Below are 14,174 nucleotides of genomic sequence, written 5' to 3'. Positions count from 1 at the left end.
GAAGAACATGACGACGAAGGCCGTTGTCATCATCTAATTAGACGGCCATATGTGAGTGGGTCGTCACGCCCACTCTTTTTGGGGGCAAGGTGCCAATGCAGAACCTTCGTGGTCTGCGTCGCAGGATTCTGACGCCGAACATTTCCCAGACCAAGCTGGACGTCCGTGGCTTCCACGTCAAGGATGAAGCATCGCGGACGCTGCTGGAGACCGTCGGCTCCTCCTTTCTGGCCGGCTACGGGTATGCCGCCGAGGGGCCGAACATCTCCACCGTCGAAGCCCGTCTGGAGACCATTCCTATCCGCTTTCGTGGCTTCGCGTACGAGGGCGCCGCGATGGGCTTCGCAGTCCGGGACGGGCTGCGCCCGGGACGACCTCGGCACGTGCCAGCCCTGCTCGACGGCCGGGGCAACGGGCACGTCTACATGGCGTACGTCGGAGTGGGTTGGGCCATGGCGCGGCTACCGCGGTTTCGCTGGGGCCAGCTCTACGCGCCGGACCCGCTGTTGCGCTGGCTGGTCCTTGATGGCTACGGGTTCCACCAGGCGTACTTCCACACTGAGAAGTACGTGCATCGTCAACACCGACACCACACCTTTCCCTGGCCAGCGGCTGGACCAACCGACTACGGCGGCCGGGTGATCGATCAGGGCATCGGTCGGGCCATGTGGTTCATCGGCGGCACCGACGCAGACCGCGTCACGGAAATGATCGCCGGCTTTTCTGCGGAACGCCGCGCCGACCTGTACGCGGGCGCTGGCCTGGCGGCCACCTACGCCGGCGGTGCCACCGAGACGGAACTGGTCCGCTTCTGGGAGCGTTCCGGCGATCACCGTGGCGCGGTGGCCCAGGGTAGTGCCTTTGGCGCCGGTGCCCGGGTCCGGGCTGGCCTGGTTGTCCCACACACCGAGTTGGCCGTCGCGGTGTTTTGCGGCATGACGCCGGCGGAGGCAGCCAAGGTGACCGACGCCACCATCCCCCGCGACCAGTCCGACCCGGTCCCCGCCTACGAGCGGTGGCGACGGGCGATTGCCGCGGAGTTCCAGGCACGGCGCTGAGGTCAGCGGCGAGGGACTCGCCAGACCGCAGAGCGAACCTCGTGGCCATCCTGTCGACCGCCGACTACTACCGCAAAATTCAGAGGAGATCTTATGACCAGGATCGCTGTGGTCGGGATGGCGTGCCGGTACCCGGACGCCACAAACCCACGAGAGCTCTGGGAGAACGCTCTCGCCGGCCGACGCGCGTTCCGCCGGCTGCCCCCGGAGCGGATGAGTCTCGACGACTACTGGGACCCGGACGCCACGACCCCGGACAAGTTCTATTCCCCCAACGCTGCGGTGATCGAGGGATACGAGTTCGATCGGGTCGCCTACAAGATCGCCGGGAGCACCTACCGCTCCACCGACCTGACCCATTGGCTGGCACTGGACATGGCGGCGTCGGCCCTGGCCGACGCCGGGTTCCCGATGGGCGAGGGGTTGCCCCGGGAACGTACCGGCGTGGTGGTGGGAAACACCCTCACCGGGGAGTTCTCCCGCGCCAACCAGCTCCGGCTGCGCTGGCCCTACATCCGGCGCATGGTCGCCGCCGCGCTCAAGGAGCAGGACTGGGACGACGACCAGCTCAGCGGTTTTCTGGCTGACTTCGAGGCGACCTTCAAAGGCCCGTTCCCACCAGTGGACGAGGACACCCTCGCCGGCGGACTGTCGAACACCATCGCCGGCCGGATCTGTAACTACTTCGACTTCAACGGTGGAGGTTACACGGTGGACGGCGCCTGCTCGTCGTCCCTGCTCTCCGTCGCCACCGCCTGCAAGACCCTCGTTGACGGCGAGGTCGACGTGGCGATCGCCGGGGGTGTGGACCTCTCCATCGACCCCTTCGAGATCATCGGGTTCGCCAAGACCGGCGCGCTTGCCCGACACGAGATGCGGGTGTACGACCGCGGTTCCAACGGCTTCTGGCCCGGTGAGGGCTGCGGCATGGTCGTGCTGATGCGGGAGTCGGACGCCAACCGTGCCGGACACCGGACCTACGCCACCATCGCGGGCTGGGGCATCTCCTCCGACGGCAAGGGCGGCATCACCCGGCCCGAGATCAGCGGCTACCAACTCGCGTTGCGCCGGGCTTACGACCGGGCCGGCTTCGGTATCGAGACGGTTGGACTCTTCGAGGGCCACGGTACCGGCACCGCCGTCGGCGACGCCACCGAGCTGAATGCGTTGTCGCTGGCCCGACGTGCCGCTGACCCCGACGCCCCACCCGCCGCGATCAGCTCGATCAAGGGCATGATCGGCCACACCAAGGCCGCCGCCGGGGTCGCTGGCCTGATCAAGGCCGCGATGGCCGTGCACCACGAGATCCTGCCCCCGACCGTCGGCTGTGTAGAGCCGCACGAGGTGTTCACTGAGCACGGCGAGGCCCTGCGGGCCCTGCGCCAGGCGGAGCCCTGGCCACGGGAGGTGCCCTTACGCGCCGGCGTCACCGCCATGGGCTTCGGCGGCATCAACACCCACATCGTGCTCGCCGGCGACCGGCCCCGCCGGTCGACCCGGCTGGACAGCCGGTCGCGCAACCTCGCCACCTCGCTTCAGGACGCGGAGCTGCTTCTGGTTGACGGGGCGTCCCCGACCCAACTGCGCGAGCGGCTCGGCCGGTTGGTGGAGTTCGCCCCCACCGTCTCCTACGCCCAACTCGCCGACCTCGCCGCGACCCTGCACCGTGAACTGCGGAATCTGCCCTACCGGGCGGCCGTGGTGGTCACCTCCCCGGCGGACGCCGAGCGGCAGCTACGCCGGGTCTGCGACGCTTTGGACGCCAACACGGTGCGGCTGGTCAGCCCCGATGGCCGGTGCCTGCTCGGTCACGTACGCGGCCCTGCTGCCCGGATCGGCTACCTCTTCCCGGGGCAGGGCTCCGGACGGGGTACCTCCGGTGGTGCCCTACGACGCCGATTCTCCGACGTCGCCGAGGTGTACGAGCGAGCCGGCCTGCCCGTTGGCGGTGACATGGTCGCCACCGAGGTGGCGCAACCCCGGATCGTCACCGGTGCGTTGGCCGGCCTGCGTGCCCTGTCGTTGTTGAAGCTGGATGCCAGCGTGGCCGTCGGACACAGCCTCGGTGAGATCGCCGCGCTGCACTGGGCTGGTGCCATCGAGGACGAGGCGCTGCTGCGCATCGCCCGGCTTCGTGGCCGGACGATGGGGGAGCACAGCGCGTCCGGGACGATGGCCGACCTCAACGCATCGGCCGAGCGGGTCGCCGGGTTGATCGCCGGGTTGCCGGTGGTGATCGCTGCCCACAACGGTTCCGAACACACCGTGGTGGCGGGTACGGTGGCGGCGGTCGGGCAGGCCTGCGAGCGGGCAACTGCCGACGGGCTGCGGGCCACCCCGCTGTCGGTGTCGCACGCCTTCCACTCCAGCCTGGTGGCACCTGCTGCGGACGCCCTCCGAGAGGCACTGGCGGGGGAGCGGTTCGACCGGGTGGCCGGGTCGGTGATCTCCACCGTCACCGGGGAGGAGCTTGCCCCGGACACCGACGTGGTGAAATTGCTGCACCGGCAGATCACCGACCCCGTGCTGTTCAGCCAGGCGGTCGCCCTGGCCGCCAAGGAGGTTGACCTCTTCATCGAGGTTGGTCCCGGCAGGGTGCTCTCCGGGCTGGCCGCGGCTGCCACCGATGTCCCGGCGATAGCGCTGGACACCGACGACGAATCCATAGTCGGACTGCTCCGGGTGGCTGGTGCTGCCTTCGTCCTGGGCGCCGCCCCAGTAGACGGGATCCTCTTTCACGACCGACTGGTACGGCCGTTAGAGCTGGGGCAGGAGTTCCGTTTCTTCGCCAGTCCGTGTGAGTCGGCACCCACCCTGCACCTGCCTGAGGGCACCGCAGTACGCGGCAACGGTCCGGCCGACCCCGCCGTCGCGCCAACGGCGTCGGAGAGTGGCCGCGCCGAGGAGACCAGCCTGGAGCTGCTGCGTCGGCTGGCTGCCGAGCGCGCGGAGCTGCCGATGGAGATGGTGCACGACAGCAGCCAGCTCCTCGACGACCTGCATCTGAGTTCGATCACCGTCGGGCAACTCGTCAACCAGGCCGCGCAGCACCTCCAGATCCCGACGGCGCAGACCCCGACCAACTTCGCCACGGCGACCGTCGGCCAGCTCGCCGAAACGCTTGACCAACTCACCCGCTCCGGCGTGGGCGCCCCCGGCGAGCAGCCAGGTCCGATGCTCGTCAACGGTGTCGCCGACTGGTGCCGCGCCTGGTCGGTGGAGCTGGAGGAGGTGCCGATGCCGGCCCGCTCCGGCGCTGTCTCTTCCGGTAGGTGGCAGCTGTACGCCACCGATGGCCATCCACTCGCCGAGCCACTTCAGCACGCGTTGCAGGAGGGCGGAGTCGGGGAGGGAGTGCTCGTCTGCCTTCCGGAACGATGTGCCGAGGCGGACCTGCAGGTGGCGCTGGCGGGTGCCCGCGCCGCGATCAACACTGCTGCTGGTCGGTTCGTCCTGGTGCAGCAGGGTGCCGGGGCTGCCGGCGTGGCGAAGACGCTGCGGCTCGAGGCGCCGCAGGTCCGTACGACCATCGTCGACATCCGGCCAGAACCGGGAGCGGTCGATCGGGTCGTCCAGGAGGTTGCGGCGACCACCACCTTCAGCGAGGTGCACTACGACGAGGCGGGCCGCCGTCGGGTGCCGACACTGCGGGTGCTGCCGGTGCGGGCGGAGCGGAACGTCCCCGTGCTGGGCCCCGAAGACGTGCTGCTCGCCACCGGAGGCGGCAAGGGCATCACCGCCGAGTGCGCGTTGGCGCTCGCCGTCGACAGCGGGGCCGCCCTGGCGGTGTTGGGCCGCTCCGACCCAGCCGACGACTCGGAGTTGGCCGCCAACCTGGACCGGATGCGTGATGCCGGGGTCCGGGTGCACTACGCCCGCGCCGATGTCGCCGATGCCGAGCAGGTCCGGCAGGCCGTCGCCGACGTGGTTGACGCGGTTGGGTCCGTGACCGCGGTGCTGCACGGTGCCGGTCGTAACGAGCCCGCCGCGCTGACCGGTGTCACCATGGAGACGCTCCGACGTACCTTCGCTCCGAAGATCGACGGACTGCGGTCGGTGCTCGAAGCCGTTGCCGGCGACCGGCTGAAGCTGCTGGTCACCTTCGGCAGCATCATCGGTCGTGCCGGACTGAGCGGTGAGGCCCACTACGCCGTCGCCAACGACTGGCTGGCCGAGCTGACCGAGGAGTTCGGTCGACGGCACCCGCAGTGTCGTGCACTCTGCCTGGAGTGGTCGGTCTGGTCCGGGGTGGGCATGGGCGAGCGGCTGTCGGTGGTGGAGACGCTTTCCCGCGACGGCATCACCCCGGTTACTCCGGATCAGGGTGTGCAGTTGCTGCGCCGGCTGGTCGCGGATCCGCAGGTTCCCGCCAAGGTGGTGGTGAGCGGTCGGGTCGAGGGAGTCGACACGGTTCGCAGGACCCGACCCGAGCTGCCACTGTTGCGCTTCGTTGACCGACCGCTGGTCTGGTATGACGGCGTCGAGATGGTCGTGGAGACCGAGCTGAATCCGGCGACCGACCGCTACCTCGAGGACCATCGGCTGGACGGAAACCTGTTGTTTCCGGCGGTGTTCGGCATGGAGGCCATGGCCCAGGCCGCCGCGGCCGTCGTCGGGCGCGTGGAGACCCCGGTGATCGAGCAGGCGGAGTTCCTCCGTCCGATCGTGGTTCCGCCGCAGGGCCGTACCCTCATCCGGATCGCCACCCTGGTGGTGGAGGAGGGTGTGGTTGACGCGGTCATCCACAGTGCCGAAACTGACTTCGCCGCCGCCCACTTCCGCGTCCGCCTACGATTCACCGAACTGCCGGCGCCGGCCGGCCCCCCCGACGAGGTCCCCGCCGGGCTGCCGGCGGTGCCGCTGAACCCCGCGTTGGAGCTCTACGGTGACACCCTGTTTCAGGGCGGTCTCTTCCAGCGCCTGCGCCGCTACCACCGGGCCGCGGCCCGGCATGTGGATGCGGTGGTGGCAGCGGTGGCCGACACCCGCTGGTTTGCCGAATATCTACCGGCCACCCTGCTACTCGGTGATCCGGGCGTGCGCGATGCGCTGATGCACGGCAACCAGGTCTGCGTCCCGGACGGCACGCTGCTGCCGGCTGGCATCGATCGCCTGTACGTCGCTGGGCCGCGGCTCTCCGGCGACGAGGAGCTGCGCTACTGCGCGGTCGAACGCAGCCGGGACGGTGACACCTACGTGTACGACATCGCCTTGCGCTCCGCCGACGGCGTGGTGGTGGAACGCTGGGACGGGCTGCGACTTCGCGCGGTCCGCAAGAAGGACGGCCGCGGCAGGTGGGTCGCCCCGCTACTGGGCTCCTACCTGGAGCGCAGTGTTGGTGATCTGGTCGGCGCCGAGGTCGCGGTGACGGTGGTACCGCACTCAGCCGCTGTACAACCGGAGACCTCCGACCGAGCCGATGAGTGGCTGCGCGAGCGGCGTGCGATCACCGCCGTCGCCGCCGGTCACTCGCTGGGCCACCCAGTGCAGGTGAACTATCGACCTGACGGTCGGCCGGAGCTGCGCGATGGTCGCCAGCTCTCAGCGTCGCACACCTCCGGGCTGACCCTGGCCGTGGTCGCGGAGCGGACCGTCGCGTGCGACATGGAGCTGGTCCGTGAACGTGATGAGTCGGTGTGGCAGGGCCTACTTGGTCCGCTTTCAGAGCTGGCTCGCCTGGTCGCCACCGACACTGACGAGTCGTACCACGCCTCGGCCACCCGTATCTGGGCTGCGATCGAGTGCCTGCGCAAGGCGGGCCTGTCCCACCGGGCACCGCTCACCCTGTTGCGCTCGGATCGGCCGGGCTGGCAGCTGTTCGGCTCCGGCCACCTGCGGATCGCCACCCTGGTGGCGACCGTCCGGGAACTGACGGAGCCGGTTGTCTTCGCCATCCTGACGGAAGGACAGCACTGACCATGGACAAGTACTTCGAATACGTGCATACCGTCGGCTTCGAGGAGACCAACCTCGTCGGCAACGTCTATTACGTCAACTACCTGCGCTGGCAGGGGCGTTGCCGGGAAATGTTCCTCAAGGAGCGAGCGCCGGAGGTGTTGGCTGACCTCCGCAACGACTTGAAGCTGTTCACGCTCCGGGTGGACTGCGAGTTCTTCGCCGAGATCACGGCATTCGATGAGCTGTCGATCCGAATGCGATTGGCCCAGCTCGCACAGACCCAGGTGGAGTTCAGCTTCGACTACGTACGACTCGAACCCAACGGCGGGGAAGCGATGGTAGCCCGCGGCAGCCAGCGGGTCGCCTGTATGCGGGGGCCGAACACCAAGACCGTGCCGGCGCGGGTGCCCGAGGCGCTGATCCGGGCGCTGGAGCCCTATGCGGCGGCGAGGTTGTGACCGTCGACGAGGAGCCAGATGTGAAGCCACAGCGGACAATCGCCGCCGCTACGACCGACTCAAAGGCATTGCGGAGGGTATATGGTGCATTCGCCACCGGCGTCACTGTGGTGACAGTCGGCGGTGAAACCCCCCACGGGATGACCGCCAACTCGTTCACCGCGGTGTCGCTGGACCCACCACTGCTTTTGGTCTGCGTGGGCCGGACGGCCATGATGCACAGCATTCTGGGGGAGGCGGGTGAGTTCGGCGTCTCCGTACTCACGACGCGGCAGGAGTCGGTGGCACGGTACTTCGCCGATGCCCGCCGCCCGTTGGGTGCCGAACAGTTCGACCGAGTGGACTGGCAGCCGGGCCCACTGACAGGGGTGCCGCTGATTACCGGGGCGCAGGCCCACTTCGAGTGCCAGGTGTGGGATGCGTACGACGGTGGCGACCACACCATCTTCGTCGGCCGGTTGCTGTCTGCACAGCGCCAGCCAGACGACGAGGCCCTGTTGTTCATGTCCGGGCGGTTCCATCAGCTCGAGCGACAGATGGGGGACGTGGCATGACGGTGATCGCGGACCGGGGTGGGCGGTCCCACCCGGTCCTCCGGCCACAGCGGGCCTGCGCCTGCTGCTGGCCCTGGGGCGGGACCGACTTGGCATGTTGACATCGGCGGCGACCAAGTACGGCGACGTCGCCCGGCTGCCGGTCGGCCCGAAGCGGCTGTATTCTTCAATCACCCCGACCACGCCAAGCACGTCCTGGCAGACAACCACGCCAACTATGCGAAGGGCATCGGGTTGGTACATGCCCGTCGTGCCCTCGGCGATGGCCTGCTGACCAGTGACGGGGAGCTGACCGGCTTCCACGGCGTCGGTGAGTCCTTCGCGGCCGTACCGGATCAGGCGATGTTCGAACTGGAGACGCTGAGCGCCGTACCGACCTGGATTCCCCTGCGATCGGCAGCGGCGATTCCGGCACGCCCGTCGGCATCTGCAGGGGCGGTGCTCCCGTGTGACCTACGGCTTGAGGGGTTGCCGGGCCGAGCGGTGGTACCTGAACCGATGCTGTCCTGCGGGTGCGTGCCGGCCTGCCGATGATGGTGCGGCGAGCCGACTGAGGCCGCGGGGCCAGCCCAGACGAGGTCTCGCTGGGGGTGATGTGGTGGGGCCCAGGAGCGCCGAACCAGCCTGCCCACGGCCTTCGCCTCCGCCGATGGCTCGGGCCGCTTCCTACCTCTGGTCTGGTCGTTCGGCGTCGCGGTCAGCCAGTATGGCGCCCGCCGCGCCAGGCGCAGCGCCGGCAGCTCAGGCCGGAAACACCCTCGGCTCCACCGCTCCGGGACGCTCCCTGGTCCGGGGGTTGGAGTTGGGGTGTTTCGCCGCCAGCTCTTCCGATGATGTGATCTGATCACCCACCCGGTGTGGTGGCGCAACATGGGGTGGTCGGGTTCGTGGTTCGGTCGGGCATCGTCGGGTTTGTGACGTCGCGTACGTGGTTCGTCCCGTGCCTACCCGCCGCCTGAGCCGGCGGGAAAGCCGGTTCAGGCGGCGATGGCCGGGGTCGAGGAGGTGCCGTACTGCCGCTCGAAGGCGGCCTTCCGGGCGTCGAGGAGGGCGAGCAGGACCGGCGGGTCTAGCTTGGACACCGGTTTGAGTTGCGCATCGACCTCGTACCGCTGGCGGACCCGGACGACGAGTGGTCCGACGGTCGCCACCATCACATTCTTGGGTTGAAGTCGAAATACTTCACCAGACATGGCGTGGCACAGCAAATACCAGGTCCCGTCCGGGACATTTGTGAAGCGGAAGTGGCCGGGCGTGTCGAGGATCGCACAGCGGATCGGCAGACCTTCGGGGATTCGGTGCTGGAACAGCCCCATAAAGATCAGGCCGGGGGGTGAGTCGTTGCTGTCCATCGTGATTCGACCGCTCACGGTCGCAGTTCCGGTCGAAATCTGCTGGGTGGAGATTCGTCCGGTGTAGCCACCCATCCGCCGGTAGGTCGTGGGCGGTAGTCCCACACTTTTGGTGAACCGGGTGCTAAAGGTGCCGACGCTGTTGTAGCCCACGCGGAGGCTGATGTCTGTCACGTTCAGATTGGTCGTCATGAGGAGCCGCTTAGCCTCCTGGAGTCGGATCGCCGAAAGGAACCGACCTGGCGATACTCCCGTAACTCTCTGAAAGATTCGGGTGAAGTGAAACTTACTAAACATGGCCGCGCGTGCCATATCGTCCACAGTTAATTGTTCGGAGAGGTTGTTCCGCATCTTGTCGATGGCGCGAACGACAGCTCTTTCGGCGGCGTCCTGCATTTCAAATCTCCCCCAGAAAGTGCGGATAGGTTGCGGCATTGCTGAGGTTGTTGCCATTGCTGGAAACGCATCTTCGGCAATCTATTGCCGCTAGAGGGCTGATATTAGCCTAGCTCTAGGGGGCGGTCAAGGCGAAGAGTTGCTGAAGGGTAGCTCAGCGTTATGGCGGTGGTCTTATCAATTCTTGCCCTTAGTTCGGGTGTGGTATAACCACTTCTGGATGTTGACGCGACAGTTTTGTCTCTTGGAACTCGCCACTATCCAAGCGTGCTGCGGTCGGTGAGCGGCGGGGGTCGATTTTGCCTGGTCGGTGTGGGTTTGTGTAGGTCCGTCGGGTCGATGGCGGCTACGAAAATCGATGAATGGCCCTTTGCTGATACCTGTGGCAGGATTGCTCCGCAACGTTTTGCCAGGGGAGGACGCTTGCGAATCTCGGAGCTATGTCGGCAAAGTGGCGTTTCAGTCCCGACGATCAAGTTTTACCTGCGCGAAGGACTTCTGCCGCCTGGGAATCCCACTGGCCGGAACCAGGCTGACTACGGTGAGCGGCATCTGCGACGTATCCGCCTCATTCGCACGCTCACCGGGGTTGGTGGTCTTGACCTTGCCTCCGTACGTGGCGTACTTGCTGCGATTGATGATGATCAAGTTTCGTTGGCCGAGGCTTATCAGGTCCTGGACCGAGCGCTCGCCCTGGACGGCGCCCATTCGCTCGGGCCGTTGGCCGTGGCCTGCGCGCGGGAGGAGGTCGAGGCGCTGGTGGCGTCGATGGGCTGGAGCCATCACGTCAGCGCAGACGGCCGGGAGGTGCTGACCGAGGTGCTGGCGAGCCTGCGCCTTCTCGGCTGCGACGCAGGTGGCGCCTTCTTCGCCCCCTTTGCTCGGGCGGCGGAGGACCTGGCGAAGGCTGAGCTGGAGCTGGCCTGCGAAGCCGACGAGCATAACCGGAAGGGCCCGGCAATGGTCCGCGGAGTGCTGTTCGGGGTGGCCCTGGCCGCCCTGCGCCGGATGGCGCGTGAACACCACCTGGCACTGCGATGAAACCCAGCAATACTAAAGAGGCGGAGTGCCGTCCTGTGCTGATGTCTATCAGCATAGAGGAGCAACGGTTCCGTCATTGAGCAAGTTTTGAGAAGAACTCCGGCGGTGCTCCCGGCACGATAAGTGTGCTGGGAGCTAGTTCTGGCCGATCTCAACGGCCGACAACGTGAAGGGATTACCGGGCCATTCGTTGATCGACTGAGAACTACAACATCCTCAGTGCGGTAGTCATGTCGCGATAATAGGTCGCGACTAATCTGTCCTTGGCTACTGGTGACCACCGGTCCGCCCCGACCTGTCGGGCTGAATTGCCGTACCCGGAATCGGTAGTGGCCCTTACCTGGAGGGAACCATTGTCACCCCAACCTGTCGGTGTGATCCGTCGAACGCTTCCCGCACTCCTCGTGCTCGTCCTGGGGGCCGCGCTTTTCGCGGTGGCCCGCCTGCCCAGCGCATCGGCCTCCGAACGGCAGGCGCTCGCCTCCCGGTACGGCTTCACGGAGCTGCCTATCGCGTTGCCGCCGGGGCTGCCCCAACGGACGGTCCGGCCGGTCAACCCGTCCTACGAGCACATCCGGGCTTGGGTGTCATCGGTCGGCGCGGCAGTCGCTATCAACGATATCGATGGTGACCGTATCGCTAACGATCTGTGCCTGGTGGACACCCGGAGCGACACCGTCGTCGTCACCCCGTCGCCAGACGGCCCGGCCCGGTACGCGCCGTTTTTGCTCGACCCGAAGCCACTGCCCACGCACTCGGCGATGGCCCCGATGGGCTGTGTCCCCGGGGACTTCAACGAGGACGGCCTGATCGACTTGTTGGTCTACTACTGGGGTCGGACGCCGGTGCTGTTCATGCACAGCTCCAACGTGGGTTCGACCCTCGGTTCGGCGACCTTCCAGCCGACTGAGCTGATCGCCGAACAGAACTCCAACGACGGCGTCTACCAGGGCAGGCTCTGGAACACCAACGCCGTCGCGGTCGCCGACTTCGACGGGGACGGACACCCGGACATCGGGGTGTTCAACTACTTCCCGGACAGTCAGGTGCTCGACCCTGCCGGCCAGCCGAACGTTGAGATGAACCACTCGTTGTCGCGCGCCGAGAACGCCGGCGGTGCGCACCTCCTGCGTTGGGTCTCAGCCACCGTAGGGGACCAGCCAACGGCGACCTACGTCGAGGAGCCGGCCATCAAGCCGCAGTACGCCACGGGCTGGACCCTCGGTGCGGGCTCGGCGGATATCGATGGTGATCTCCTGCCGGAGCTGTACCTGGCCAACGACTTCGGCAAGGATCGCTTCTTCCACAACGTCTCCACCCCAGGCAAGATCCGTTTCGAGTTGACCGAGGGCCGGCGGGGTGCCTTCACCCCAAAATCGCTGGTCATCGGACATGACTCATTCAAGGGAATGTCGATCGAGTTCGGCGATCTTAGCGGTCGCGGCAGGTTCGACATGTTTGTCAGCAACATCACCACCTCCTGGGGCCTGGAGGAGAGCAACTTCGTCTGGAAGAACAACGCGGTCGATGCTGCTGACGCCCGGCGGCGACTGAGCCAGGGCATTGCGGTCTTCGACAACAACGCCGCCTCGCTCAACCTGGCCTGGACCGGGTGGGGATGGGACGCCAAGATAGCGGACTTCAACAACAGCGGCGAGATGTCCGTTGTGCAGACCGCCGGCTTCGTCAAGGGCGAGACTAACCGGTGGAACCTGCTTCAGGAACTGGCGATGAGCAATGACCTCATGCTTCGGAACCCGGCCATGTGGCCGAACGCTGAGCCGGGGGATGACATCGCCGGTTCCCAGCCCTTCGCCTTCTGGGTGCGGGAGGGCAACGGCCGCTTTGCCGACATCGCCGCCGAGCTCGGCATGACCGAAACGACACCGAGCCGTGGCGTGGCGGTCGCCGACACCAACGGTGACGGGGGTCAGGACTTTGCCGTGGCCCGACAGTGGGGTGCGCCGTCCTACTACCGCAACGACCTTGCCGGCCAGGGCGACTTCCTCGGCCTTCGGCTCTACCGGCCGGCGGCCCCAGGAGCTCCCGCCGGCGTGCCCGGTACACCTGCCTATGGCGCCAAGGTCGTCGTCCGCACCGCCGACGGTCGCACCCGGGTAGCGCAGCTCGACGGTGGCAGCGGCCACTCGGGCAAGCGTAGCTTTGACGTCTTTTTCGGACTCGGCGAAGCCGGTAGCCAGCCGGTGACCGCCGAGATCCATTGGCGCGATCGCACCGGAGACCCGCAGACGCAGACCCTTGACCTCACGGCCGGCTGGCACGACCTGCTGCTCACCGAAGAAGTTCAGGAGATGAAGGCACAATGACCGACGTCCGAGGCAGCGTCCGGGCTGATGCGGGGGCATCCGGCACCGTGCCGCCCACCGACCCCGCTTCGCCCCGCACCGCTACCGCCGCCAGCTTCGATCGCCACGCCTCGGCCACCCGGGGCAGCCCGCCGCGGATGGATAGCCGTGATCCCCGGTACCTGGCACTGCGGAACTTCGCGATCTCCATGAGCGTCTTCAACATTCTCGGCTACACGGTGCTCGGATTCGAACAGCCGTGGACCTGGCCGCTCCTCGCTGTGGCCGTCGGCTACACCATCGAGATCATCGTCGAACTGACCACCGCGTGGGCGCACCGTCGGCGGCCGGCTTTCCTGGGCAACGGTGCCTGGGGCGTCTATACCTTCCTGCTCCCCGCGCACATCACGGCGCTCGCGGCGAACATGCTGCTCTACGCCAACGATCAGTTCTGGCCAATTGCGTTCGCGGTCGTGGTCGCGATCGGGCAGAAGGCGATCTTCCAGGCGCCCATCCGTGGCCGGATGCGGCACTTCATGAACCCGTCCAACCTGGGCATCACGGTGACCCTACTCGTCTTCTCCTGGGTCAACATCGCTCCGCCGTACCACTTCACTGAGAATGTGCCGGACGTGATGCAGATCCTCGTGCCACTGATCATTATCACCGCCGGGACCGTCCTCAACGGCGTTCTCACCAAGAAGATCCCACTCATCGTGGGTTGGGTCGGCGGCTTCGTGATCCAGGCCGTACTGCGACACCTCATCTGGGACGTGCAGCTCTGGGCGGCCCTCCTGCCCATCACCGGCGTCGCGTTCGTCCTGTTCACCAACTATATGATCACCGACCCGGGTACCACCCCCATGAAGGGGCGAGCCCAGTTCATCTTTGGTGCTTCCGTGGCCGCGGTCTACGGCGTGCTGATGGTCTTCAACATCGTCTACACCCTGTTCTTCGCGGTGACCCTCGTCTGCCTGGGTCGTGGCCTGATCTGGTGGGGGATCTGGATGCGGGACCGGTTGCGGGATCGGGCCACTGCCGAGGAGCCGGCCGCCGTGGCCGCCGCTCCGCTGGTGGGGGCGAGTGCACGCCCGGCGTGACCCACCGGGTG

8 protein-coding genes and 2 pseudogenes are annotated in these 14,174 nt (G+C 67.0%); 9 read left to right on the top strand and 1 reads right to left on the bottom strand.

Features of this window, described 5'->3' with window-relative positions; all coding sequences use genetic code 11:
* Nucleotides 1-95: 95 nt before the first annotated feature.
* From SALPAC4_RS0124010 to SALPAC4_RS27035, 5 genes and pseudogenes are all read left to right on the top strand, one after another.
* Complete coding sequence (locus tag SALPAC4_RS0124010) at nt 96-1,058, top strand: DUF1702 family protein (protein ID WP_019872547.1); 963 nt, start codon at nt 96-98, stop codon at nt 1,056-1,058.
* 93 nt (nt 1,059-1,151) lie between these two features.
* Nucleotides 1,152-6,974, top strand: a complete 5,823-nt coding sequence (locus SALPAC4_RS0124005; protein WP_019872546.1) for a type I polyketide synthase — start codon at nt 1,152-1,154, stop codon at nt 6,972-6,974.
* 2 nt (nt 6,975-6,976) lie between these two features.
* Entirely contained in the window at nt 6,977-7,414 is a 438-nt protein-coding gene (locus tag SALPAC4_RS0124000; RefSeq protein WP_018737853.1) for an acyl-CoA thioesterase, read from the top strand.
* On the top strand, nt 7,411-7,968 hold the full coding sequence (locus SALPAC4_RS0123995) for a flavin reductase family protein (RefSeq protein WP_033664449.1): 558 nt from the start codon (nt 7,411-7,413) through the stop codon (nt 7,966-7,968). The genes SALPAC4_RS0124000 and SALPAC4_RS0123995 overlap by 4 nt, the downstream gene beginning before the upstream one ends.
* A pseudogene (locus SALPAC4_RS27035) lies at nt 7,965-8,401 on the top strand (cytochrome P450); the annotation flags it as partial. The gene SALPAC4_RS0123995 and the pseudogene SALPAC4_RS27035, both read left to right, overlap by 4 nt.
* A gap of 544 nt (nt 8,402-8,945) precedes the next feature.
* Here SALPAC4_RS27035 and SALPAC4_RS25620 read toward each other — a convergent pair.
* Complete coding sequence (locus SALPAC4_RS25620; protein WP_027645054.1) at nt 8,946-9,716, bottom strand: helix-turn-helix domain-containing protein; 771 nt, start codon at nt 9,714-9,716, stop codon at nt 8,946-8,948.
* Nucleotides 9,717-10,055: 339 nt separating this feature from the next.
* Between SALPAC4_RS25620 and SALPAC4_RS28725 the strand changes: the two are divergent.
* The 4 genes and pseudogenes from SALPAC4_RS28725 to SALPAC4_RS0123965 form a co-directional block, all read left to right on the top strand.
* A pseudogene (locus tag SALPAC4_RS28725) lies at nt 10,056-10,289 on the top strand (MerR family transcriptional regulator); the annotation flags it as partial.
* 81 nt (nt 10,290-10,370) lie between these two features.
* On the top strand, nt 10,371-10,757 hold the full coding sequence (locus tag SALPAC4_RS28720) for a hypothetical protein (RefSeq protein WP_019872542.1): 387 nt from the start codon (nt 10,371-10,373) through the stop codon (nt 10,755-10,757).
* Between the two features lie 404 nt (nt 10,758-11,161).
* Nucleotides 11,162-13,084, top strand: a complete 1,923-nt coding sequence (locus SALPAC4_RS0123970) for a CRTAC1 family protein (RefSeq protein ID WP_019872541.1) — start codon at nt 11,162-11,164, stop codon at nt 13,082-13,084.
* Nucleotides 13,081-14,163 (top strand): hypothetical protein, encoded by a 1,083-nt coding sequence (locus SALPAC4_RS0123965; RefSeq protein ID WP_019872540.1) that lies wholly within the window; start codon nt 13,081-13,083, stop codon nt 14,161-14,163. Before SALPAC4_RS0123970 ends, SALPAC4_RS0123965 begins: the two co-directional genes overlap by 4 nt.
* Nucleotides 14,164-14,174: the final 11 nt, after the last annotated feature.

Source organism: Salinispora oceanensis, from assembly GCF_000383575.1.
GTDB classification, from domain to species: domain Bacteria; phylum Actinomycetota; class Actinomycetes; order Mycobacteriales; family Micromonosporaceae; genus Micromonospora; species Micromonospora oceanensis.
The sequence above is the reverse complement of the archived record's forward strand: the minus strand, read 5'-3'. Positions and strand labels throughout refer to the sequence as shown.

Excerpts from the sequence above, each read along its gene's own strand:
- SALPAC4_RS0124010 (WP_019872547.1), top strand. The coding sequence starts at position 96 with ATGCAGAACCTTCGTGGTCTGCGTCGCAGGATTCTGACGCCGAACATT.
- SALPAC4_RS0124005 (WP_019872546.1), top strand. The coding sequence starts at position 1,152 with ATGACCAGGATCGCTGTGGTCGGGATGGCGTGCCGGTACCCGGACGCC.
- SALPAC4_RS0124000 (WP_018737853.1), top strand. The coding sequence starts at position 6,977 with ATGGACAAGTACTTCGAATACGTGCATACCGTCGGCTTCGAGGAGACC.
- SALPAC4_RS25620 (WP_027645054.1), bottom strand. The coding sequence starts at position 9,716 with ATGCAGGACGCCGCCGAAAGAGCTGTCGTTCGCGCCATCGACAAGATG.
- SALPAC4_RS0123965 (WP_019872540.1), top strand. The coding sequence starts at position 13,081 with ATGACCGACGTCCGAGGCAGCGTCCGGGCTGATGCGGGGGCATCCGGC.